Below are 24025 nucleotides of genomic sequence, written 5' to 3' on the forward strand. Positions count from 1 at the left end.
GCCTGATGTGCCGTCACCTCGCCTACCTCGGCCCCAGCGTCCCGCTCGGCGACGTCCTCACCGCGCCCGAGCACAGCCTGTACCGGCAGTCCTGGGCGCCCCGCCGCCAGAAGTACGGCACCGTCAACGCCGACGGCTTCGGCGTCGGCTGGTACGCGCCCGGCGACCCCGTGCCGGCCCGCTACCGCCGCGCGGGCCCCATCTGGGCGGACGCCTTCCTGCCCGACCTCGCCCGGGTCGTGCGCAGCGGCGCCGTGCTGGCCGCCGTACGGGACGCCACCCTCGCCTGCCCGGACGGCGAGGCCGCCGCGGCGCCGTTCGCCGGCGGCCGGTGGCTCTTCAGCCACAACGGCGCGGTCAGCGGCTGGCCCGGCTCGCTCGGCTCCCTGGCCGCCGGGCTGCCCTCCGAGGCGCTGCTCGGCCTGGAGGCGCGCTGCGACGCCGCGTTCCTGTGGGCGCTGGTGAAGCACCGCCTGGAGCAGGGCGCCGACGCCTCCGAGGCGCTGTCCGAGACGGTGACCGAGGTGGCCGCCGCGGCCCCCGGCTCCCGGCTGAACCTGCTGCTCACCGATGGCGCCACGATCACCGCCACCACCTGGGACGACACGCTGTTCCACCGCCCGCTGCCGGGCCGCGTGCCCGGCATGCTGGTCGCCTCCGAACCCTCGGACGACGGGAGCGACTGGACCGAGGTCCCCGACCACGCCCTGCTGGCCGCCACCCGTACCGATGTCCTGCTCACCCCGCTCAAGGAGCCCGTCGCGTGAGTCCCCTCGCCATCACCCGTACGCTGCCCCCCGACGCCACCACCGCCGCCCTCCGCACCGACGTCGCCCACGGCCTGACCAGCACCCCCAAGACCCTGCCGCCGAAGTGGTTCTACGACGCCCGGGGCAGCGCCCTCTTCGAGGACATCACCGCGCTGCCCGAGTACTACCCGACCCGCGCCGAGCGGGAGATCCTGCTGGCCCGCGCCGGGCAGATCGCCACCGCCACCGGGGCGCGCACCCTGATCGAGCTCGGCTCCGGCTCCTCGGAGAAGACCCGGCACCTCCTGGACGCGCTCACCCGGCTGCACACCTACGTGCCCGTCGACGTCAGCGAGAGCGCGCTGGCCGCCGCGGGCGAGGCGCTGCTCGCCGACCATCCAGGGCTCACCGTGCACGCGCTGGTCGCCGACTTCCAGGGCGGCCTGCAGCTGCCCGAGACGCCCGGGCCCCGGCTGCTGGCCTTCCTCGGCGGCACCATCGGCAACCTGCTCCCCGCCGAGCGGGCCGGTTTCCTGCACTCCGTACGCGACCTCCTTGAGCCCGGCGACGCGCTGCTGCTCGGCACGGACCTGGTCAAGGACGAGGGGACCCTGCTGGCCGCGTACGACGACAGCCAGGGCGTCACCGCGGAGTTCAACAAGAACGTGCTCACCGTCATCAACCGTGAGCTGGCCGCCGACTTCGACCCGGCGCAGTTCGCGCACCGCGCGGTGTGGGACGCCGAGCGGGAGTGGATCGAGATGCGGCTGCGGTCCCTGAAGGAGCAGACCGTGAAGATCCCGGCGCTGGACCTCGCGGTGCACTTCGCGGCGGGCGAGGAGGTCCGCACGGAGGTCTCCGCGAAGTTCCGCAAGGAGGGCGTGCGCGCCGAACTGGACGCCGCGGGTCTGGAGCTGCGCGACTGGTGGACGGACGGCACGGCGCGTTTCGCGCTGTCGCTGGCCGTACGGCGCTAGCGCCGCCCCACTCGTCTCCCGCCCCACGCGCCTCCCTCGAGCGCCTCTCAGGCCCGTACAGGCAGGTGCTTGAGCCCGTTCTGGAAGTTGGAGACGAGCCGGACCGGCTCCCCGGCGAGTTCGAGGCCGGGCAGCCGGTCCAGTACGTGCCGCAGCACGGCCCGCATCTGCACCCGGGCGAGGTGCGACCCGAGGCAGAAGTGCGGTCCGAAGCCGAAGCTGACGTGGTCGTTCGGGCTGCGGGTGATGTCGAAGCGGTCGGGGTCGGCGAAGACCGTCTCGTCGCGGTTGGCGGCGGCGTGGTAGACCACGACCTTCTCGCCCGCCCGGATGCGCCGGCCGCCCAGCTCCACGTCGCGCACGGCGGTGCGCCGGAAGTCCATCACCGGCGGCCAGTAGCGCAGCATCTCCTCGACGGCCGAAGGGATCAACTCCCGCTCCCTCTGCAGCCGTTCGAACTGCTCCCGATGGCGCAGCAGCGCGTACAGCCCGCCCGGAATGCCGTTGCGCAGCGTTTCGTTCCCGGCCACCGCGAAGAGGAAGAACATGTTCTCGAACTCCTCGCGGGTCAGGCCGCCCTCCCGCATGTGGGCCATCACCGTGCCGGGCCGCGGGTGTTCGGCGAGCGCGTGGGCGTACGCGAACATGTCGGCCAGCGCTTCACGGGAGCGCGGGTTCACGGGGCGGCCGTCCGGGCGGCGCAGCGTACGTGGACGGCGGTCCAGCGCGGCCCGCCCCATGGGGCTCAGCGTCGCGGGGTCGGCCGTGCTCAACTCCGCGTACTCGCTGTCCTGGTAGCCGATGACGCGGCTCGACCAGTCGAAGAGCAGCCGCCGGTCCCCGTCCGGCACGCCCATCACGTGCGCCAGCGTCCAGACCGGCAGATCGGCGGCGACCTCGACGAAGTCCGCCGCGCCCGCCTCGGCGACCTGCCCCACGAGCGCGGCGGCGCGTGCGTCGATGACGGCCTCCAACTCCCGTACGGCGCGCGGGGTGAAGGCCGCGGCGACGACCTTGCGGATGCGGGAATGGTCCGGCGGGTCCTGGTTCAGCATCATCGCGCGGACGAACGCGAGGTCCCGTGCACTGTCGGGGTCCCGGATCTGCGTCGCACCCGCGTACGAAGAGAACACTTCTGGGCTACGCAGCACATGCTTCACATCCGCATGCCGCAGCACCGCCCAGTACCCGGGACCGGCCGGCCAGCCGTCCACCGCCGGCTCCTCGATCCAGCAGACCGGGCTGGTCAGGCGCAGTTCACGGAAGAGCGCGTAGGGGACGCCGGTGGCGTAGGTCTGGGGTGTGAACACCTCGGCAGCCATCACGCACCCGACCGTACGGTAATCCCCACTATCAGGGGAATCACCCGCACCGGACGCTTGATGGCGCACGGGGCTGCGCAGCCTCTCGGCGTGTACCGATCGCATCGCGCTGGACTGGCCCTGGCGGCAGCCGCGTTCGTGGCAGGGGTGGGCTGGGCGCCGTCGGCGGCCGCGCACGGTGACAACTGTTCCTACGCCGGAACGAAGCCGCCGGTGACGGCCCCGACCGGGGTACCAGGGCTGCCGGACGACTGGCACTGGCCCTGTACGTCGCCGACGCCCCGGCCGCCCGCGCCCGAGCCGCCGCCCCCGAAGCCCGCACCGCCGCCCCCTCCCCGGCCCGCACCACCGGAGCCCGCGCCGGTCACCACACCGCCCGCGCCACCACCGCCCGCGCCCGAGCCGCCGCCCGCACCACGGCCGAAGCCGCCCCCGGAACCGCCGCCGACCTCGAAGGCACCGAAGCCGAAGCCGTCCCCGTCCCTGACGCCCCGGTCGTACGCGGTCAGCAGCCGCCCACCGGAGGGCCGCCGCTCGCTGGTCACGAACATGCTGCTGCTCACCGCTCCGGCCGTGCTGGCCGCCGCCGCGCTGCGCCCCCGCTCCTCGTCCGGATCCGGCGGCGGCCGCTCCTGATCACGGGCCCGCTCCCCCCACCACTTTTCTCTGGAGGTTTCTCATGCCGGACTGGCTCGTGCTGGCCATCGCCATGGCCGCGACGTGCGGTGTCGTCCTGCTCGTCACCGTGCTGCACCAGCGGCGGATCGACGAGGAGGAGGACGACCCGAGCGAGACGCCGGACGTCATGGAGTACATGACGATGATGGTCGGGGTGGTCTACGCGATCGTGCTGGGCCTGGCCATCGCGGGCGTGTGGGAGGCGCGCAGCGCGGCGGAGGACACGGTGCGTACGGAGGCGCAGGCGCTGCACGAGGTGAGCGCGCGGGCCCGGGCGTATCCGGAGCCGGTGCGCGACCGGATCCGGTCCGACGTGGACACCTACGTCTCGTACGTGGTGCACAAGGAATGGCCGGTGATGACGGAGAAGAGCGAACTGACGCCCCGCGGGGACGCGCTGATGCTGAAGGTGCGCGCCGCGGTGTCCGACTACCATCCGCGCACCGACTTCGAGAACCAGACCTACCAGCCGCTGGTGGACCAGGTGGCGGTGGCGGACGGCGCCCGGTCGGCCCGGGGTCTGGGGGCCGGGCCGACCATGCCGCCCGTGGTGTGGTTCGGCCTGCTCGCGGGCGCCGTGGTCACGGTCGGCCTGATGTTCACGCTGCAGATCCGGCGGTCAGGACGGGAACTCCTGATGGCGGGGGTCTTCACCGCCCTGATCGCCTTTCTGCTCTTCCTGGTGTGGGACTTCGACGACCCGTGGCTGCGCAGTACTGACGCGATCCAGCCCTTGAAGGATCTGCTCCCCTCGGGCGGCTGATGCCGCGCTCAGGTGGCGGAGCCCGCGGCGGCCCCGGTCGCCAGGTCGGGTCCCCAGCGGCGCAGCGCGTCCTCCAGGTCGAGCGGCAGGACCTGGGCGCCGCCCTCCTCGGGGCCCGGCCAGTCCTCGCGCGGCACCCGCCACATCACCTCGAACTCGATGCCGTCCGGGTCCTTGGCGTACAGGGACTTGGAGACCAGGTGGTCGCTGGCGCCGACGAGCGCGCCGGCGGCCCGCAGCCGTCCGGCGGTCTCCGCCAGCTCGCCGAGAGTGCCGACCTCCCAGGCCAGGTGGTAGAGGCCCGCCCGCCCGTGCTCGGGGCCCGGGGCCTGGTCGCCGACGGTGAAGAGGCCGAGGTCGTGGTCGTTCAGGGTGTCCGCGGCACGCAGGAAGGCGGCCCGGCCGGGGATCTCGGTGTCCACGGTGAAGCCGAGGACGTCGGTGTAGAACGCGACGGAGCGCGACAGCTCACGTACGTAGAGGACCGCGTGGTTGAGGCGGCGTACGGACATGGGTACCTCCCTGTGGAGTCACTTTGCGCAGCAGGCCCTATGGGATCACTTGCGCAGCAGCAGAACGGCGAAGGCCACGATCACGCCGAGGGCGACGGCGGCGACGCCATAGGCCCCGCGCTCGCGGCGCAGGCCGGGCAGCAGACGGTCGGCGGCCCAGCGGCCGGGGCCGGTGAGGGCGATCGCGGCGGCGGCCACGGTGAGCAGCAGCTCGTACTCGATGCCCTTGGGCGCGAAGAAGCCGCCGCCCCACTTCACGGCCAGCGCGTTCACCATCGTGCCGAGGACGGCCGCGCCGGCGAGCGGGGTGAGCAGGCCGAGCGCGAGGCCGAGGCCGCCGAGGGTCTCGGTGAGCCCGGCGACCAGGGCCATCGCCTTCCCGGAGGGGTAGCCGCTCATGGTGAAGAACTGGCCGGTGCCGTCCAGGCCGGGGCCGCCGAACCAGCCGAAGAGCTTCTGCGAGCCGTGCGCCGCCATGGTGAGGCCGACGGCGAGCCGCAGGAGCAGCAGGCCCAGGTCGCGGGCGGCGGGCGACGCGGTGCGCGCCGGCGCCACGTCGCGGGAGGGGGCGATCGTGCCGTTGGGGGTGGTCATGCGACTGCTCTCTCCTGTGTCGGACGGGACGTGTGAGAAGTATTTGAAAGTTCAAGTCTCGGGTCTCACCCTACACAGTGCTTGAAACCTGTACAACCACCCCCACCGTCGCGTGTCAGCCGCGCGGCACCACCTCGCCCAGCACCTGCGGCAGCGGGTACCAGTCGGCGGTGAGCACACTGGCGTGCTCCTTGGCCAGCAGCGCCACCCGGTCTCTGGCCTGCTGCTCGGTCGGCTTCGTGCCGTCGATGGCCGGGGCGACGTGGTGCGCGTCGGTCATGATCACGAGGTAGTGCCGGGTGTCGTACCAGCCGGTGTCGATGCCGCCCGCGTACGCGGTGGCATCGCCGTCGAAGACCACGAACCAGGGACGCAGCGCCGGATCGGTGTAGCGGGAGCGGGGGTCGCCGGACTCGGCGCCGTGCACGGCGGGGAACGCGGTGGCGGTGGACAGCTGCCCCTGGCCCGCGAGGGTGCGGAGATGGGTGGCGTACTCGCGGTCGGTCCACAGCCGGTCGGCCGGGTTGCCCTCCTCGACCGTGCCCGGGATCAGCTCGATCAGGAACTTGCCGGCCAGCGCCGACCGCTCCGGCCAGCCGTCGGCGCGTACCGCCTCGTCCAGCGTCGCGTGGTCCCCGATCAGGTCGCCGGGCCCGAAGACCGCGTCCCCCAGCCTGTCGCGCACCAGCGCGTCGAACTCGTCCGGGCCGCGGCCCCCCTTGTCGTTGAAGCCGTCCTTCAGCTCCATCTTCAGCAGCACGGGCCGGTGGCCCGGGTGCGCCTCGTGCCAGGCCCGCAGGTCGGCCAGGCACCCGCCGAGGTCCTGATTGCGGGGCTTGGTGCGCAGCTCGGCGGGGGTGGCGGCGTTCTCGCAGTTGTTGTCGTTGCCGAGCGGATTGCCGTGCGAGACCCGCCAGGACCTGCCCAGGCCGTTGGTCCACACGTCCAGCTCCAGCAGGCCGGCGCCGGAGTCCAACGCGTCGGCGAAGTAGGGGTACTTCGCCTTCTCGTACGCGTTGTGCACGCCCACCGCCGTGGTCGTGTCGTACGTCGTGCCCGCCGCGGCCGGGGTGCCGGCGCCCGCCGGCCAGGCCACCACCCCCACCACCAACGCCGCCCCAGCCACACCCGCCGCCATGGCCCCCGTACGCCGCTTCCTGCCCATGTGCCCCTGCTTTCTCGTTGGTCAGTCGATCAGCGGGCAGCGTACGGGACTTGAGGAGCGGACAGGCCGTCCCAGAGCCCTTACGATGTCGTCCTGAACACGACAAAACAGTGGACACTCCGGGTGGAGGCTGACATGGCCGGCGGCAGACGAGCAGTGGCGGTATCGCACCTCGCTCCGGTGCTCCTCACGGGGACGGTCGCGCTGTACATGGCGCTCGTCGCCTTCGGCAACATCACCGACTTCGACACCAATCGCGCGTTCGTCCAGCACGTCCTGGCGATGGACACCACCTTCAAGGACCCCGACCTGATGTGGCGGGCCATCACCTCGCGCCCGCTCCAGGACGCCGCCTACATCGCGATCATCGCGTGGGAGACGGCCGCCGCTGCCGTACTCGTCGTGGCCACCGCACTGTGGGTACTGCGCCGGGAGCGGGCCCGCCGGCTCGCCGCCCTCGGCCTCGTGATGGTCCTGCTGCTCTTCGGCGCCGGCTTCCTCGCGATCGGCGGCGAGTGGTTCGCGATGTGGCAGTCCAAGACCTGGAACGGCCTGGAGGCCGCCACCCGCAACATCGTGCTCGCGGGGATCGCCCTGCTCGTCGTGCAGCTGTCCCCGGCCGCCGCCACACGGGGGAAAGCCGGCACGGGCTGACCCCGGCATGGAATAGCCGCACCGGACCCCCGGGTTGCCCCCGGTATGCGAGCAATCGGAGTGGAAGAGTTCGGCGGACCCGAGGCTCTCCGGGTCCTGGACGTGCCGGAACCGCAGCCCGGTCCCGGCGAGGTACGCATCAGGGTGCACGCCGCCGCGGTGAATCCCACGGACACGCTGCTGCGCGCCGGCGCGCACGCACAGCGGCTCCGTGACCGCCGACCGCCGTACGTGCCCGGCATGGACGCGGCCGGCGTGGTCGACCAGCTCGGACCGGACGACGACGGCCGGCTGCGCGTCGGGCAGCGGGTGGTCACCGTGGTCGTGCCCACCGGGCCGCACGGTGGCGCCTACGCGGACAAGATCGTGGTGCCGGCCGCCTCGGTGGTGCCGGCGCCGGAGGGCACGGACTTCACCGCCGCGGCCACGCTGCCGATGAACGCGCTGACCGCCCGGCTGGCCCTCGACGAGCTGGGCCTCTCGCCCGGCGACACGCTCGCCGTCGTCGGCGCAGCGGGCGCCCTCGGCGGGTACGCGGTCGAGCTGGCGAAGGCCGACGGGCTGCGGGTGATCGCCGATGCCAAACCGGCCGACGAGAAGCTGGTGCGCGAACTGGGCGCCGACGAGGTCGTCCCGCGCGGCGACGAGGTGGCCCAGCGCATCCGGGAGCTGGTGCCGGCCGGCGTGCCGGGACTCGTGGACGCGACGCTGCAGGGCGAGAAGCTGTTCGGCGCGATCGCCGACGGGGGCCGGATGACGGTGTTCCGCGGCTGGTCGGGCGGCACCGAGCGGGACATCGACGTACGGCCGGTGCTGGTCTCGGACTTCGCCACCGACACCACGCGGCTGGACCGGCTGGCCCGCCAGGCCGAGGAGGGCGCCCTCACGCTGCGGGTCGCCGAGGTCTTCCCGGCGGAGCGGGCGGCCGACGCACACCGGCTGCTGGAGGCCGGCGGCGTGCGCGGCCGCCCGGTGCTCGACTTCGGCTGACCGGCCGCCATCCGGCTGACCCACCGTCAGGGACCCCGCTCGCCGCGCCGTGCGAGCGGGGTCCGCTCACCATTCGATCCGGTACGACGTCAGCCAGTCGGCGGCGCCGGCTTCGGTGCGGGCGACGCGGTGCGGGAGGACGGTGTCGCGGACAACGCGGCGTACGGTGCCCACGGCCGTGCGGCGGGCCATGTTGGCGCTGGCCGCGACGACCTTCTCCACGCGCTCGCGGCGGAGTTCCTCGTACGCACGGAAGGCGCGGCGGTTGTCGGGCTGGTCGCGCAGCGACTTGGCCAGCACGATGGCGTCCTCGATGGCCATCGAGGCGCCCTGCGCGGCGTTCGGTGCCGCGGCGTGCGCGGCGTCCCCGATGATGACCATGGTGTCGGTGTACCAGCGCGGAGTGGCGGCGATGTCATAGGAGTTGGAGCCGACGATGGTCTCGCCGGTGGACCGGATGATGTCGGCGGCCGGGGAGTTGTCCTCCTCGAAGAGCGCGCCGAGCCGGTGCCGCCAGTGGTCGGGCGTGGAGGCGGCCAGATCGTCGCGGGAGAGCTCGGGCCCCGGCGCGTTGGCGAACCACCAGGTCTCGCCGTCGGGAGCACGGGTGCACCCGAAGAACGCCTTCTTGCCGAAGATCATGGTGTACGTGCCGTGTTCGGGCGGGTTCTTGGCGTCCCGGGTGTAGCCGCAGACGGTGTTCTGGCCGGTGTAGCGGGGCCGGGCCGCGGCCGGGTCGATGAGCTTGCGGGTGACGGAGTGGATGCCGTCGGCGCCGATCAGCAGGTCGCCCTCGGCGCGGGTGCCGTCGGAGAACGTGGCGACGATCCGGCCGTTCTCCACGGTCTCGGCGGCCACCAGCCGCTTCCCGTGCTGGACGGCGATGCCGCGGCGGGTCGCCTCGTCGTGCAGCACCCGGTAGAGCGTGGCCCGGCGCAGCGTGCGGGGCCCGGCGCCGTCCGGCGCGCCCTCGGCGTCCTGGTCTCCCGTCCCGGCCATCGGGCGCTCGGCCAGCCGCTTCCCGGTGTTGCTGAGGAACTCCACCCGACCGGCGGGGAAGGAGTTCTCGATGACGGGCCCGTCGGCGTCGATGACGCGCAGCGCCGACAGTCCGTTCTCGAAGACGACGAGGAAGGCCCCGACGTCGTCGGCGCCGCTCGCGTACGCCTCGTAGACCTCCGATTCGATGCCGGCTTTCTGCAGGGCCATCGCGGTCACCGCTCCCGCGATGCCACCGCCGATGATCAGGGCGTTGGTCATGACGCTCCAAGGTCGGACGGCCGGTCTCCAGGGGCGCCTGGCTGCGCCCCAGGCGGATGCGGCGCCCGCAGGGCCCAGCGCCGCATCCGTCGCACGGGTCCACCTTGGCGTGCCGGGAGCGCCGGTGCCAGAGCGGGAACCGGCATGTCGTCCGCACGACCGTACTTGTCGTCGTACGGATGCCGGTGCCCGCCGTCGGCGACCGCCCGCACGCCCCCGGGGCGGGTCAACTCGCCGCGTACACGTCCTCGATGTAGCGGCCCTCGGTGGTCAGCCCGGTGAGCCAGGTCTCGGCCTCCTCGGCCGTGCCGCCGCCGTGGCATACGTACAGCTCCCGGAAGGCCGCGCGGACGCCCGGTGCCATCCGGCTGCCGTCGCCGCAGACGTACACCCGGGCGCCCGACTCCAGCAGCCGCCAGACCTCGTCGCCGTCGGCGGCGATGCGGTGCTGGACGAACCGGCGGCCGTCCTCGGGCCGTTCGCTGAAGGCGGGGCGTACGCCGACGGCGCCGGCCGCCTCCGCCGCGCGCAGCTCGTCGGCGTGCAGGAAGTCCGCGTCGGGCGCGTCGCAGCCGAAGAAGAGCAGCGCGGGGGCCAGGGCGTGTCCGAGCGTCCCGGCGGCCGCCGTGCGGTCGGCGACGGCGCCGCGGAAGGGCGCCAGCCCGGTACCGGCCGCCACCATGATCACCGGGGTGTCGTCGGCCGGATCGATCCGGAAGGCGTCCCGGCAGGGCTGGACGCGGGCGAGCACCGTGTCACCGGCCTTCAGGGAGTGCAGATGGCTCGAACCGGTGCCGCCGGGCAGCAGCGAGACCATCAGGTCCGCGTGCCGGCCGTCCACCGCCGGGGAGGACGAGACGGAGTAGTGCCGGGTCCGCATGGGCGGCAGCAGGTCCAGGACCACCGGCCAGGGCAGCGCGCCGCGCAGCGCCGGGTACGCCTCGATCAGCTCCAGCGTCGTACGGGTGTCGTCCTCGCCGGGCGCTTCGAGGGCCGCGCGCTCGGGCGGGCACGGGTTGTGCGCGGCGAGCAGCGCGCGCTGCTCCGGGGTCGGCCGGGCGTTCAACTCCAGGTGGTACGTGAGCAGTTCGTGGACGGTCAGCGGGCGGTCCACGGGGAGCGCGTCGCGGCCCGCGCCCGGCTGTTGGATGCTGAGCACCGTCGCGGGGTCCACGCCGAGCGCCTGCGCGGCGCGGGCGACCCGCTCGGGGCCGTTGGCGGGCAGCACGCTCAGGTGGTCGGCGGTGCGGTAGGTGACGCCCTCGGGGAGGGCGAGCCGCAGGAAGCGCTTCTTGCGGGGGTAGTCCTCGGCGGTGAGGTCGTACGCCTCGGTGACCGTCATCGGGGTGAGGCCGTGGCGGGCGGCGAGCGCGTCCAGGGGGCCGCCGGTGATCTCGGTGACGGTGCACGCGCCTTCATCGGGCGACGCGGTGGCGCCGATGCTCGCGGGGTCGCCGTACCGGGTCAGCAGCTCCGTACGGAGCGCGGCGGTGAAGTCCTTGACCGTGCCCGCCATGTCGCCGGAGGCGTCGGCCGCGGCGCGCGACAGCAGCCGGTCGCCGCCGAGCGCCGCCAGCCGGTCGTCGAGGAGGGTGGGGACGCGCTGGTAGGTGGCGGCCCAGTTGCGGTCGCCGACGCCGAGGACGGCGTACGGGACGCCTGCGGCGGCGCCGTCGGGCGCGTCCTCCAGCCACGACACGAAGGCGGCCGCGTCGTCGGTCGGGCGGCCGTTGTAGGAGGCCGCGACGAGGACCACCGGGCGGTCGGTGGGCAGCGCGCCCGTGTACGCGTCCAGCGGTGCGACCTCGGTGGCGCAGCCGAGTCCGGTCGCCTCGTCGGCCAGCCGCTCGGCGAAGTCCTTGCAGGTGCCGTAGTTGGTGCCGTGCAGGAGCAGCAGCCCGGTGCCCTGCGTCACCCGGGTGGGCAGTCCGTCGTCGGCGGCGGGCGCCTCGGCCGCGGTACCGGTGCCGGGGAGCACGGCGAGCGCCGCCCGGTCGGCCGCGCGATGGCCGTCGGTGCGCTCGGCGAGCCGGACGGTGAACCCGTCCGGCTTCAGCGTCAGCGTCTCCTTGATGGTCAGCGCGTAGTCGCCGTGGTCCTCGAAGCGGTAGCGGTGCACGAGGAGCGCCAGCAGCATGGTCGCCTCGTGCAGCGCGAACTGCCGCCCGATGCAGGCACGTTCGCCGGTACCGAAGGGCTTGTACGCGTGCGGGGAACGGGCCGCCTCCGCCTCGGGTGCGAAGCGCGCCGGGTCGAACAGCTCGGGGTTGTCGCCCCAGACCGGGTCGCGGTGCAGCATCGGGGTGAGGACCGTGAAGATCTGCCCGGCCCTGACCGGGTAGCGGCCGGCGAGCAGCGTGTCCGCCTTCGCCTGCCGGCTGAACGCGGCCGCGGTGGGCCACAGCCGCAGCGCCTCGTTGAGCACCTGGCGGGTGAAGGCCAGCTTCCCGATGTCCTCGAAGGACGGGTCGGGGTCGGCCGCGTCGCCGAACAGCTCGTCGGCCTCGCGGCGCGCGAGCCGCAGCGCGACCGGGTCCTTGAGCAGGTGGTACAGCGCGAAGGAGAGCGCGCCCGAAGTGGTCTCGTGACCGGCGATCAGGAAGGTGATGACCTGGTTGCGGATGTTGGCGAGGTCCAGGGTCGTGCCGTCCTCCGGGTGCGGCGCACCGAGCATGAGGCCCAGCAGGTCGTCGGCGGAGGTGTCGCCGGAGGCGGTACGCGCGCTGATGACGTCGTCCACCACCGAGGCGAGGTAGTCGGCGTCCGCGCGGAACGCCTCGTCGCGCTCGGTGTAGTCCACGCCCGGCTTACGGGCCAGCCGCGTCATGCTCCACTCCAGGCAGCGCACCATCGCGTCCACGAAGGGGTGCGGCGTCTCGCGCCCGAAGGACTCGAAGTCGAAGCCGAATCCGGCGAGTCCGATGGTGTCGAGGGTCATCCGGGTCATGTCGTCCGGCACGTCCACGGGCGTGCCCTCGGCGATCCGGCGGTCCCAGCTCGCCATCAGCCGGCGGGCGACCGCGAGCATGGCCGGGTGGTAGGTGCGCATCGAGCCCAGCGCGAAGGCGGGCATGAGGATGTCGTGCGCCTTGGCCCAGTTCGGCTCGTCGTTGTAGGCGGTGAACAGCCCGTCGGCGGCGAACTCCCGTACGTTCTCCAGGGCCGGCCCGACGGCCTTCTCGAAGCGGGTCTCATCGGCGAGCTCGGTCACCAGCTCCAGGGAGGTGACGAAGGTGGCGTCCCGGCCGTGCAGCCGGCGCCGGAAGATCGGGCCGTGCTCGCGCGCGAGGTGCATGGCCTGCTGGAGGGGGGTACGCGAGAGGCCGGTGGCCGAGATGTCCACGAGGGGGATGCCGTCCTCGGAGACGGTCGCGTCGCTCAGAAGCTGCGTGTCGCTCATACCCCCACACTGACCGGCGCGGAGTACCGTGTGCCGCAGGGTAACTACATGATCATGTAGTGGTTTTTCGCGTCCGCCCCTTGCGGACGGAGGGAAAGGATCACACGGCCTCATGCCGCACGAGCCGTCCGACATGTTCGACGCTTCCCACGTGCCGAGCGCCGCCTCCTCCTGGCACAACTACTTCCTGATCCTGCTGGACCGGATGCCGCTGCCGGTCGCGGTGTGCCGCGCCGACGGCGAGGTCCTGATCGCCAATCCGGCGATGGCCGCGGTGTGGGGCACCACGCGCGGCCGGCTGCGCGGCCGCAACCTCCTGGACCACTTCAGCCCCCGGGCGATCTCGCAGGTCGGCCGGCTCGTCGAGGCCGTACGGATGGGCCGCCGCTCCCGCTACCCGGTCGAGGTCCGCTGGCGCGAGGGCGCGGACGGCCCCGAACGCGAGGGGATGCTCACCCTCGACCCGGTCGGCGACCCCTCCGACGAGCCGCCCGCGCTCCTCGCCATACTCCGCATCCACGAGGACCGCCCGGCGCCGCCGCCCGCCGCCGAGGTCGGCCCCGTGGAGTCCCGCATCCTCGCCCTCGCCGCCGCCGGCGCCACCACGGCCGCCATCGGCAAGGACCTCGGCCTCACCGTCGACGGCGTCAACTACCACCTCACCCGCCTGACCCGCCGCTTCCGCGTCCCCAACCGCACCGCCCTGATCGCCCGCGCCTACACCCTCGGCCTCCTCTCCCCCACGGCCTGGCCCCCGGCTCCGGCCGAGGACGGCTGAGCCCACGGGAAGAGGTACGACGACCGCGGCGCCGGCCTCCCCTGCGGATGCCGGAGGCCGGGCGGAATCGGCGCGAATCGGACCGTGCCAGGGCCGAGCCCGGGCCGGTAGCGTCGGCCGCTCTTCTTCCCGTACGGAGGGTGCGGACCCATGGCCGACACCGTGAGTTACGTGCAGTACGAGACGTACGAAGGCGGCAGTCCAGAGGCGGAACGGCTGCTCTTCGAGAAGCTGGCGCGCGAACTGATGCGCGTGCAGTCGCGGAACCAAAGGAGCAGCGGGGCACCAGGTGTCCAGCGCGCCTTCCATGCGAAGGGCGTCCTCGGCGTGGAGAACGCCAGGCTGCGCTTCAACGACGACCTGCCGCCCGCGCTGGCCCAGGGCTACGCCCAGCCGGGGGCCGAATACCCGGCGCTGGTGCGGCTGTCCAACGCCTACGGCATACCGGGCTCCGACGTCTCCCCCGACATCCGCGGCATCGCCGTGCGGGTGGAGGTGTCCCCGGAGGAGACCCATGATCTGCTGGCGGCCAACTTCCCGGTGAGCCATGCGCGCAACGCCCGCGAGTTCGTGGCGTTCGCCAAGGCGCTGGCGGGCGCCAGGACACCGCTGCAGAAGGCGTTCGGGCTGCTGGTGAAGCTGCCGCTGGCGGTCGGCTGGTCCACCGCGACGCGGATGCGGCGCAATGTGCAGGCTGCGACGCGGCACACGGTCGGCTCGCTGGCACGCGAGACGTACTGGAGCCGGGGCGCGTCCCTGTGGGGCGACGCGGGCCCGGTGCGTTACCAGCTGCGGCCCACTCCCGGCGGCGCGCCCGCGCCCCGCCCGGACCGGCACGACCCCGACCACCTGCGGCACGAGCTGGCCGAGCGGCTGGCCGCCGCGGACGTCGAATTCGACCTGTGCGTACAGCGGTTCGTGGACGAGCGGCGCACGCCGATCGAGAACGGCGCCTCGGAGTGGCGGGAGTCGGACGCGCCGGTGATCCCGGTGGCGCGGCTGACGATCCCGCGCCAGGACATCACCACCGCCGAGGCCGGCTCCGCGGCCCGCCGCATCGAACAGCTGTCGTTCAACCCGTGGCACACCACGGAGGACTTCCGCCCGCTGGGCAATCTGAACCGGGCCAGGAAGGCCACGTACCAGGCGAGCGCGGCACACCGCCTCGGCACCCGCTTCCTGACCGAGGAGCCGCTGCACAACACGGTGCTCGGGGTGCCGCTGCGGGCGGCGTTCACCACGCTCAACCGTTTCATTCCCTGGCACCGGCTGCCCCTGGAGGCGGGCCTGCTCAACCTGGTCGCCCTGCGGCAGGTGCTGCGCCGCGCCAACCTCATCGACACCGACCTGCCCGAGGCGCCGCCGAAGGCGGTACCGGTGCCGGAGACGGTGGACGAGCGCGCCCGCACGGCCCGCTCGTACGACGGCTCCCACACCGACCTGTCGGCGCCGCGGATGGGCGCGGCCGGCTCCACGTTCGGGCGCAACCTCAAGCCGGTCTACCGCCCGGACCTCTTCGACACCCCGAACCCCGTCACCGTGGCCCGCGAGCTGCTGCACCGCCGCGCCTTCCAGCCCGCGACCTCGCTGAACGTGCTGGCCGCAGCCTGGATCCAGTTCCAGGTCCACGACTGGGTCGACCACCAGCGGTACTCGCTCGCCGAGCGGTCGGTCGAGGTGCCGCTGCCGCCCGGCAGTACCTGGTACAACACCCCCGGCGGCCCGGCCGAGAACGTCATGCGGATCGCCGAGAACCGGGGCCTGGAGCGCCCGGGGAAGCCGCCCATCCTCTTCACCAACACCACCTCGCCCTGGTGGGACGGCTCGGAGCTGTACGGCGGCAACGAGAGCGCCGCGCGCAGCCTGCGCGAGCCGGACGGCGCCAAGCTGCGCCTGGAGGACGGCCATCTGCCGATGGGTTCCAACGGCATCCCGCTGACCGGCTTCAACGAGAACTGGTGGCTGGGCCTGTCGGTCATCCACACCCTCTTCGCCCGCGAGCACAACGCGGTCTGCGACGCGCTGCACAGGGAATACCCGAAGATGACCGCGGAGCAGGTCTACCAGACCGCCCGGCTCATCGTCTCCGCGCTGATCGCGAAGATCCACACGGTGGAGTGGACGCCGTCGATCCTGGCGACCAAGGCCATCGACATCAGCCTGCACACCAACTGGGAGGGCCCGCCGAACAACTGGGTGCAGAAGCTGGGCCTGTGGCTGGTCGAGTCCAGCGCCCTGCACGGCATCCCGAAGTCCCTGCCCGACCACCACAACGTGCCGTTCTCGCTGACCGAGGACTTCGTCACCGTCTACCGGATGCACCCGCTGATCCCGGACGACTACGAGCTGCGCGAGCACCACTTCGGGCAGCGCCTGGAAGCGCTGTCCTTCAACGACCTGCAAGGCGGCGCGGCCGAGGGGCTGGCCCGCAAGACGGGCCTGACGGACTCACTGTACTCGCTGGGCATCGCGCACCCGGGCGCGATCACCCTGCACAACTACCCGCGCGCGCTGACCCACTTCGAGCGGGACGGCGAGATCATCGACCTGTCGGTGGTGGACCTGGTACGCACGCGGCGGCGCGGCGTGCCGCGGTACAACGACTTCCGGGCCGGGCTGCACAAGCCGCGGCTGACCCGCTTCGAGGAGGTCACCACCGACCCGGACACGGCCGCGCTCCTGAAGGAGGTGTACCGGGACGTCGACGAGATCGACACCATGGTCGGGCTGTTCGCGGAGACCCCGCCGCAGGGCTTCGGGTTCAGCGACACCGCCTTCCGGATCTTCATCCTGATGGCGAGCCGCCGCATCCAGTCCGACCGGTTCCTGACCGTCGACTTCCGCCCCGAGATCTACACGCCGCTGGGCATGGACTGGGTGGCGCGCAACGGGATGAACTCCGTCATCCTGCGGCACTGCCCGGAGCTGGCGGCGATGCTGCCCCGCGACGCCGGTGCCTTCGCGCCCTGGCGTCCGGTGCTCCCGGTGCGCGGCACCGGCGCGGAGTCGTGAGTGTCCGCGCGCGGTGAAGGATCCCGGCCATGGGCGGCACGGCCGGGTGTGGCGGGCGGGAGGGAAGGCACCGTATCGCCCCTTACCGGGCCGGGTCCGCACCCTCGCACCCGGCGCTGACCTGCTCCGTCGCCGCCTCTGCCGGTTCGCGCCCGGCCCCCGGGCCGGGCGCGAAATGGGCCCGAAACTCGCGCTGCCGTCGCCCACGCCGCTCGGTAGCGTCGCCAATCCCTGGCCCGTACGAAGGGTGGGTATGATGGCCGATCCCCTGCAGTACGAGCGCTACGAAGGCGGCAGCGCCGAGGCCGAGGGCCTGCTCTTCGAGCGGCTCCGGGCCGACATCCTCCGGGTGCAGCAGAAGAACCAGCGCGCGGCGAAGGCCGGCAGTCCGGCCCGGGTCTTCCACGCCGTGCCCGTGCTGGGCCTGGAGAACGCGCGGCTGCGCTTCCTCGACTCCCTGCCGGCCCGGCTGAGCGGCGGCTACGCGCAGCCCGGTGCCGCCTACCCGGTCACCGTGCGGCTGTCGAGCTCCACCGGGATCCCGCGGCCCGACGCGGCCCCCGATCTGCGCGGCGTGGCCCTGCGCATCCACGCGGCGCAGGACCAGAGCCACGACCTGCTGATGCTCAACACACCGGCTTCGCACGCCGCCGACGCCCGGGAGTTCGTGGCCTTCGCCACGGTCATGGCGGGCGCCGCGTCCACCGCGGCGGTGGCCTTCCGGTTCCTGTTCGTCCTCCCGCGGGCCGTGGGCTGGTCCACCGCGAACCGGATGCGCCGCGTCCTCCAGGCCGCGACCGGCCGGAAGATCGGCAGCCTGGCCCGGGAGACCTACTGGAGCCAGAGCCCGATCCTGTGGGCCGACGCCGGCCCGGTCCGGTATCTGCTGCGCCCCCGGGACACCGGTACGCCCGCACCCGGGCGGGTCCGCTCCGATCCTCGCTATCTGCGTACCGAGCTGGCCCGGCGGCTGGCCCAGGAGGACGTCGTCTTCGAACTGTGCCTCCAGCTGTTCGTGGACGAGGCGCGCACCCCCGTCGAGGACGCCTCGGTGGTGTGGCCGGAAGACATCGCTCCGGCGGTGCCGGTGGCCGTGCTGACCATCGAGCGCCAGGACATCGACAGCGAGGAGGCGCAGGCCGTCTCCCGCCGGATCGAGCCGCTCGCGTTCACGCCGTGGAACACCACGGACATGTTCCGGCCGCTCGGCAATCTCAACCGTTCCCGCAAGACGTTGTACGAGGCCAGCAGCGCGGCCCGGCTCGGCCGGCACAGCTCCGTATGACGTGCGGCCGGCGCTGACCGGCCGACGCCACCGAGACCGACATCCACCGCAGTCGGGGGAAGCACATGATGGGGAAGACCAAGGAACCCGCACTCCGCCCGTACGCCCAGTACGCACTGGCGTCCATCCGCCTGTTCAACGGTGCCACCGCACTGGTGGCACCCACCGTTCTCATCCAGCGGCTGGAGGGCACCACCCCTCCCCCGCCCGCCGCCGTCTACGCCTTCCGGCTCTTCGGTATCCGTACGGTGCTGCTGGGCCTGCACATGTTCACCGACAGCGGTGACAAACTCCAGGAAGGTCTGCGCGAGGGGCTGCTCATCCACAGCAGCGACACGATGACCGCGGCCCTGCTGGGCATCCGCGGCATGGTTTCGCCGCGGACCTCGGCCCTCCTCACCGCGATCTCCGCGACCAACGTGGCCCTGTGCCTCCGAGCGTGGAAGCAGTCACGATGACCGGCCCGGCCGCCCCCGAACCCGAGCGGGGCTTCGACTACATCATCGTCGGCGCCGGGGCCGGCGGGGCACCGCTCGCGGCCAACCTCGCCCTCGCGGGCATGCGGGTGCTGCTGCTGGACGCGGGCGACTCGCACGACAACGACAACTATCAGGTGCCCGCCTTCCACGGGGACGCCTCCGAGGACCCCGTCCAGCGCTGGGACTACTTCGTACAGCACTACGCCGACGAGGAGCGCGGGCAGCGCGACAGCAAGCTGGTGGCCGACAAGGGCATCCTGTATCCGCGGGCCGGCACGGTCGGCGGCTGCACCGCCCACCACGCGCTGATCACGGTGTACCCGTACAACCGTGACTGGGACGACATCGCCAAGGCCACCGGCGACTCCTCGTGGCGCAGCTCGGCGATGCGCGGCTACTTCGAGCGGCTGGAGCGCTGCGAGTACCGCCGGCGGCCCAAGGAGCTGCCGCCGATCCCGCTGCTCGGCTCACTGCTGAAGCTGCTGCCGCTGGTCTCGGACCGGTACGTCAACAGGTCCCGGCACGGCTTCGACGGCTGGCTGCCCACCAACCTCGCCGACCCCGGCCTGGTCATCCAGGACCAGCAGCTGCTCAAGGTGCTGCTCTCCGCCGCCGAGGTGACCCTGGCCGACTTCTTCGGCCGCCCGCTGTCCCCCAAGGAGGGGCTGGGCTCGCTGGTCGACCCGAACGACTGGCGGCTGCAGCCCGATTCCCTCCAGGGGCTGTGGCAGATCCCGCTCTCCACCACCCGGGGCCACCGCAGCGCCGCCCGTGAGCGCGTGATGTCGGTGCAGGCGGCCCATCCGGACCGGCTGGTGATCCGCCGGAACGCCCTCGCGACCAGGATCGTCCTGGACGAACACGGCACGGCCACCGGCATCGACTACGTCCAGCAGCCGCACGCCTACCGCGCCGACCCGGCGGCCGACACGGTCACCGAGCTGCCCGTGACCCGCCGCGCGCTGGCCGGCCGTGAAGTCGTACTGGCGGCGGGCACGTTCAACACCCCGCAGCTGCTGATGCTCTCGGGCATCGGGCCGCGCGAGGAGCTGGAGCGGCACCGCATCCCGGTGCGGGCCGACCTCCAGGGTGTCGGCGCCAACCTCCAGGACCGGTACGAGGTCGGGGTGGTCTCCCAGATGAACCGCGACTTCCCGGTCATCAAGGACTGCACCTTCCACGCCCCGCAGCCCGGCGTCGCACCGGACAGCTGTTACCGGGCGTGGCAGCGCGGCGAAGGGCTCTACACCACCAATGGCGCGGTGATCGGCATCATCCGCAAGTCGCGTCCCGAGCTCGACCTTCCCGATCTCTTCATCTTCGGCATCCCGGCCGACTTCCGCGGCTACTACCCGGGGTACTCCAAGGAATCGCTGCGCAAGAAGGACCGCTTCACCTGGGCGGTGCTCAAGAGCCGTACGCAGAACAGCGGCGGCCGGGTGCGGCTGCGGTCCACCGATCCCCGTGACACGCCGCTGGTGAACTTCCACTACTTCTCGGAGGGGACGGACAAGGCGGGCAACGACCTCGAAGCGATGGTCGACGCCGTGGAGTTCGTACGCTCCTTGAACGGCCGCGCGGACAGTGTCATCCGCCGGGAGCTGTGGCCCGGCACCGACATCGACTCCCGTGACGAGGTGCGGCGCTGGGTGCAGGACGAGGCATGGGGCCACCACGCCTCGTGCACCTGCAAGATGGGCCCGGCCGGGGACCCCTCGGCCGTCGTGGACAGCCGGTTCCGGGTGCACGGGGTGGGCCGGCTGCGCATCGTGGACGCCTCCGTCTTCCCGCGCATCCCCGGATTCTTCATCGTCACGCCGGTCTACATGATCAGCGAGAAGGCGAGCGAGGTGATCCTCGCCGACGCCGCCGACCCAACCACCTGACCATTGAGCAGGCGAACAGGGGACTTCATCATGGCCAAGCAGGAAACGGGCAACGGATCGGCGGGCTACCGCTCGTCCCTGCCCTTCAAGATCATCACGTGGGCGGCGGAGTACATCGACCGCCGCATCGGCTGGGACCGGCTGCCGGTGCCGCTCGGCCTCCTCAATGTGCTCGGCCTGCGGATCTCGCTGCGCCGGCACAATCTGCACGACACCTCGCAGCTGCCGGCCGTGAACCTCCCCGAGGTGGAACCGCCGCGGGACAGCCACCGGATCAACCGCACCGCCGACGGCTCCTACAACGACCTGAAGAACCCGCGGATGGGCATGGCCGGCTCCCGCTTCGGCCGCAATATCCCGCTCCACAAGATCGCGCCGAGCAGCCGCGAGGACGTGCTGGGCTCGCCGGACCCCCGCGAGGTCAGCCGCACCCTGCTGACCCGTACCGAGTTCGTGCCCGCCCCCGGAGCCAACTCGCTGCTGGCCGCCTGGCTGCAGTTCATGGTCCGCGACTGGTTCAGCCACGGCAAGAGCCCGAAGGAGAACCCGTGGGAGGTCCCGCTGCTGGAAGGCGACCCGTGGCCCGAGCGGCCCATGTACATCATGCGGTCGCCCGACGACCCCACGCGGGACCCGGCCGCGCCGCCCGAGACGCCGATCACCCACGTCAATGAGTTCTCCCACTGGTGGGACGGCTCGCAGATCTACGGTGCCAACGCCGAGCAGCAGCGGCACCGCCGCTCCGGCGAACAGGGCAAGCTGAACCTCGGCAACGACGGGCAGCTGCCGTTCCCGGCCGCGCCGGGCGAAGACCCCGCGCGCGTCCCCGGGTTCTGGCTCGGACTGGCCATGATGGAGTCGCTGTTCACACGCGAGCACAACGCGATCTGCGACCACCTCCACGCCAACTACCCGACCTGGGGCGACGAGGAGCTCTTCCAGCGCGCGCGGCTGATCAACGCGGCCCTGCTCGCCAAGATCCACACCGTGGAGTGGACCCCCGCCGTCATCAGCCACCCGACCACCGTCGCCGCGCTGCACGCCAACTGGTGGGGCATCGCGGGTGAGCGGGTGCGCAACACGTTCGGCAGGATCAGCGACAGCGAGATCATCAGCGGCATCCCCGGCAGCGAGACCGACCACTACGGCGTGCCGTACTCCCTGACGGAGGAGTTCGCCGCGGTCTACCGCATGCACCCGCTGATCCGCGACGACTGGCACTTCCGCGCGGCCGCCGACGACGGCACGCTGCGTGAGGCCAACTTCCGGGAGATCGCCGGGCCCGAATGTCTCAAGATCCTCGACACCATCCCGATGAGCGACCTCTTCTACAGCTTCGGCACGCTCACGCCGGGGCTGGTGACGCTCCACAACTTCCCCAAGTTCCTCCAGGAGTACGAGCGTCCGGACGGCCATCTGCAGGACCTGGCGGCGACCGACATCCTGCGCAACCGCGAGCTGGGCATCCCGCGCTACAACGAGTTCCGCCGGCTGCTGCGGCTGAACCCGGCGCGGGACTTCGAGGACCTGACCGACAACAAGATGTGGGCCAGGGAGATCCGCAAGATCTACAACAACGACATCGAGAAGGTCGACCTGATGGTCGGCATGTACGCCGAACGCCGGCCCGCCGGCTTCGCGTTCAGCGACACCGCCTTCCGGATCTTCATCCTGATGGCGTCGCGGCGGCTCAACAGCGACCGGTTCTTCACCGAGTACTTCACCCCGGAGGTGTACTCGAAGGCCGGCATGAAGTGGATCGAGGACAACACCTTCGGCACCGTGCTGCTGCGCCACCACCCCGAGCTGCGCTCCTCGCTCTCCCTGGTGAAGAACGCCTTCGCCACGTGGAACATCACCGAGGGCGGCAAGCGGGAGCACAAGGAAGAGCGGGCCACCTGACCCGGCGTGACCGAAGGAGGCGAGCAGGAGCATGCCGAACACAGCGGACCTGGTGCTGGAAGGCGGCGGCGTACGCGGCTTCGGCGCCGCGGGCGCGGTGATCCGGCTGCTGGAGGAGGGCTACACCTTTCCCCGCGTAGCCGGCACCTCGGTCGGCGCCATCGTGGCCGCCTTCACGGCCGCGGGGATGAGCTCGGACCAGCTCCGGGACCTCATCGAACGGCTCGACCTCCGTCGCGTCCCGGACCGGTTCCCGCCGGCCGTCCCCTTCCTGAGCGAGGGCATGGCCCTTTGGATGCGGCGCGGCGCCTACCGGGGCGACTGGATCCATAACCTGATCCGCGAGGAGCTGGCGGCGCTCGGCGTCGAGACGTTCGGGGACCTGCGGCGCGAGGACAGCGGGGCCGATCCGGCCACCTATCCGCGGCAGTGCTACAAGCTGGTGGTGATGACGACCGATGTCACCCACGGCCGGCTGCTGCGGCTGCCGTGGGACTACCACCTGTTCCACCTGCCGCCGGACGAACAGCTCGTGGCCGACGCGGTACGGGCCTCGCTGTCGATCCCGTTCTACTTCCAGCCGCGGACGCTCACCGACCCGGAGACCGGGGAGACGTCCGTGCTCGTCGACGGCGGGGTGCTCTCCAACTTCGCCATCGAGTGCTTCGACCGCACCGACGGGAAGGAGGAGCGCTGGCCGACCTTCGGCGTACGCATCATCCCCGATCTCCCCGCGAGCATCGGACAGCTGTTCCCGGTGCTGTCCCTCGTGATGTCGCCCCCGCTGCGGCTGCTCCAGGAAGTGGTGAGTACGGGGCTGGTGGGCCATGACCAGACCCACCTGGACCGGCCCGGCGTCCGGGACCGGTGCATGACCGTCGATTGTTCGAACGTGGGCATCACCGACTTCACCCTGGACAAGGAGGGGCGGAGGGCCCTGCTGGAGATGGGCCTGCGGGCCGCCGACGACTTCCTGCTGGAGTGGCGCAAGCGCCATCCCGACAGCCCGTAACAGGGCCGGAGGCTCGAACTGGGGCGCGGACGGATACCCTCCACCCGTGGAGGAGAAGACGCCCGCGCCCTTCGAGCGCGGTACGGACGGGCCCAAGGTCATCGTCGTCGGCATCGACGGCACGCAGTCGTCGTGGCGGGCCGCCTCGTACGCCGCCGGGCTGGCCCGCCGCCAGGGGTCGAAGCTGGTCCTGGTGTACGTCCAGCCGGTGCTGCCGGCCGGCGCCACGCTGGGCGCCCCGGTCGTCCACACCACGGACGAGATAGCCGAGGAGCTGATGGCCGAGATCCGCGCGGCGACCGAACGCATGGCGGGCTTCTACGACCTGCGGTGGGAGTTCCACACGGTGCGCGGCGATCCGTACAGCGCGATGCTCCAAATGGCGGACGAGCTGAAGGCCGACGCGGTGGTGGTCGGCGCGTCGGAGTCCGCGGGGCACCGGATCATGGGCTCGGTCGCGGTACGGCTGGTCAAGGCGGGCCGCTGGCCGGTGACGGTCGTCCCGTAACCGCGCTCGGGAGGCGGGGCCGGGCGGCCCGGTGCACTGTGTGAGAAGGGCACCGCCGCGCCAAGCGACACGCCGAACCGACACGCCGACGAGGGAGTC

General features: G+C 72.3%; 20 protein-coding genes. 13 read left to right on the top strand and 7 right to left on the bottom strand.

Annotated features, from left to right (window positions below; genetic code table 11):
• The first annotated feature begins 5 nt into the window (after positions 1-5).
• Together egtC and egtD are read left to right on the top strand one after the other, a co-directional pair.
• Positions 6-767, top strand: coding sequence for an ergothioneine biosynthesis protein EgtC (gene egtC / locus ACIGXO_RS03455; protein ID WP_399779529.1), 762 nt, complete (start codon positions 6-8; stop codon positions 765-767).
• Positions 764-1726: an L-histidine N(alpha)-methyltransferase gene (gene egtD / locus ACIGXO_RS03460; RefSeq protein ID WP_399779531.1), complete on the top strand. Its 963-nt coding sequence runs from the start codon at positions 764-766 to the stop codon at positions 1724-1726. The genes egtC and egtD overlap by 4 nt, the downstream gene beginning before the upstream one ends.
• Before the next feature lie 47 nt (positions 1727-1773).
• On the opposite strand, the gene ACIGXO_RS03465 is transcribed toward egtD, so the two are convergent.
• Both ACIGXO_RS03465 and ACIGXO_RS03470 read right to left on the bottom strand, forming a co-directional pair.
• Complete coding sequence (locus ACIGXO_RS03465) at positions 1774-3048, bottom strand: cytochrome P450 (protein ID WP_399779533.1); 1275 nt, start codon at positions 3046-3048, stop codon at positions 1774-1776.
• A gap of 191 nt (positions 3049-3239) precedes the next feature.
• Positions 3240-3611 carry a hypothetical protein gene (locus tag ACIGXO_RS03470; protein ID WP_399779535.1) on the bottom strand — a complete coding sequence of 124 codons (372 nt, stop codon included), beginning with the start codon at positions 3609-3611 and terminating at the stop codon, positions 3240-3242.
• Between the two features lie 116 nt (positions 3612-3727).
• On the opposite strand from ACIGXO_RS03470, the gene ACIGXO_RS03475 reads away from it, so the two are divergent.
• A complete protein-coding gene (locus ACIGXO_RS03475) occupies positions 3728-4489 on the top strand; it encodes a hypothetical protein (protein ID WP_399779537.1) in 762 nt (253 codons plus the stop codon).
• A gap of 8 nt (positions 4490-4497) precedes the next feature.
• Here the strand turns inward: ACIGXO_RS03475 and ACIGXO_RS03480 are convergent, their stop codons facing one another.
• From ACIGXO_RS03480 to ACIGXO_RS03490, 3 genes are all read right to left on the bottom strand, one after another.
• Positions 4498-5001, bottom strand: coding sequence for a VOC family protein (locus ACIGXO_RS03480; RefSeq protein ID WP_399779539.1), 504 nt, complete (start codon positions 4999-5001; stop codon positions 4498-4500).
• Positions 5002-5046: 45 nt separating this feature from the next.
• Complete coding sequence (locus ACIGXO_RS03485; RefSeq protein ID WP_399779541.1) at positions 5047-5595, bottom strand: DoxX family protein; 549 nt, start codon at positions 5593-5595, stop codon at positions 5047-5049.
• 115 nt (positions 5596-5710) lie between these two features.
• Positions 5711-6760 carry a phosphatidylinositol-specific phospholipase C domain-containing protein gene (locus tag ACIGXO_RS03490; protein WP_399779543.1) on the bottom strand — a complete coding sequence of 350 codons (1050 nt, stop codon included), beginning with the start codon at positions 6758-6760 and terminating at the stop codon, positions 5711-5713.
• A gap of 135 nt (positions 6761-6895) precedes the next feature.
• On the opposite strand from ACIGXO_RS03490, the gene ACIGXO_RS03495 reads away from it, so the two are divergent.
• Together ACIGXO_RS03495 and ACIGXO_RS03500 are read left to right on the top strand one after the other, a co-directional pair.
• Positions 6896-7414, top strand: coding sequence for a DUF2165 domain-containing protein (locus ACIGXO_RS03495; protein ID WP_399779545.1), 519 nt, complete (start codon positions 6896-6898; stop codon positions 7412-7414).
• A 45-nt stretch (positions 7415-7459) separates the two neighbouring features.
• Positions 7460-8404 (top strand): zinc-binding alcohol dehydrogenase family protein, encoded by a 945-nt coding sequence (locus ACIGXO_RS03500; RefSeq protein WP_399779546.1) that lies wholly within the window; start codon positions 7460-7462, stop codon positions 8402-8404.
• Positions 8405-8470: 66 nt separating this feature from the next.
• On the opposite strand, the gene ACIGXO_RS03505 is transcribed toward ACIGXO_RS03500, so the two are convergent.
• Together ACIGXO_RS03505 and ACIGXO_RS03510 are read right to left on the bottom strand one after the other, a co-directional pair.
• Positions 8471-9664 (bottom strand): FAD-dependent monooxygenase, encoded by a 1194-nt coding sequence (locus ACIGXO_RS03505; protein ID WP_399779548.1) that lies wholly within the window; start codon positions 9662-9664, stop codon positions 8471-8473.
• A gap of 226 nt (positions 9665-9890) precedes the next feature.
• Positions 9891-13064, bottom strand: a complete 3174-nt coding sequence (locus tag ACIGXO_RS03510) for a cytochrome P450 (RefSeq protein ID WP_399779550.1) — start codon at positions 13062-13064, stop codon at positions 9891-9893.
• 112 nt (positions 13065-13176) lie between these two features.
• Between ACIGXO_RS03510 and ACIGXO_RS03515 the strand changes: the two genes are divergently transcribed.
• From ACIGXO_RS03515 to ACIGXO_RS03550, 8 genes are all read left to right on the top strand, one after another.
• Entirely contained in the window at positions 13177-13842 is a 666-nt protein-coding gene (locus ACIGXO_RS03515; RefSeq protein ID WP_399779553.1) for a PAS domain-containing protein, read from the top strand.
• Between the two features lie 150 nt (positions 13843-13992).
• Positions 13993-16854: a peroxidase family protein gene (locus ACIGXO_RS03520; RefSeq protein WP_399779555.1), complete on the top strand. Its 2862-nt coding sequence runs from the start codon at positions 13993-13995 to the stop codon at positions 16852-16854.
• A 253-nt stretch (positions 16855-17107) separates the two neighbouring features.
• Positions 17108-18139 (top strand): hypothetical protein, encoded by a 1032-nt coding sequence (locus tag ACIGXO_RS03525; protein WP_399779557.1) that lies wholly within the window; start codon positions 17108-17110, stop codon positions 18137-18139.
• 65 nt (positions 18140-18204) lie between these two features.
• Complete coding sequence (locus ACIGXO_RS03530) at positions 18205-18597, top strand: hypothetical protein (RefSeq protein WP_399779559.1); 393 nt, start codon at positions 18205-18207, stop codon at positions 18595-18597.
• Positions 18594-20504, top strand: coding sequence for a GMC family oxidoreductase (locus tag ACIGXO_RS03535; protein ID WP_399779561.1), 1911 nt, complete (start codon positions 18594-18596; stop codon positions 20502-20504). Before ACIGXO_RS03530 ends, ACIGXO_RS03535 begins: the two co-directional genes overlap by 4 nt.
• A gap of 30 nt (positions 20505-20534) precedes the next feature.
• Positions 20535-22406: a peroxidase family protein gene (locus ACIGXO_RS03540; protein ID WP_399779562.1), complete on the top strand. Its 1872-nt coding sequence runs from the start codon at positions 20535-20537 to the stop codon at positions 22404-22406.
• A 31-nt stretch (positions 22407-22437) separates the two neighbouring features.
• On the top strand, positions 22438-23418 hold the full coding sequence (locus ACIGXO_RS03545; RefSeq protein ID WP_399779564.1) for a patatin-like phospholipase family protein: 981 nt from the start codon (positions 22438-22440) through the stop codon (positions 23416-23418).
• Between the two features lie 46 nt (positions 23419-23464).
• Positions 23465-23926 carry a universal stress protein gene (locus ACIGXO_RS03550; RefSeq protein ID WP_399779566.1) on the top strand — a complete coding sequence of 154 codons (462 nt, stop codon included), beginning with the start codon at positions 23465-23467 and terminating at the stop codon, positions 23924-23926.
• Positions 23927-24025: the final 99 nt, after the last annotated feature.

The organism is Streptomyces sp. NPDC053542, assembly GCF_044544685.1.
Classification (GTDB): domain Bacteria; phylum Actinomycetota; class Actinomycetes; order Streptomycetales; family Streptomycetaceae; genus Streptomyces.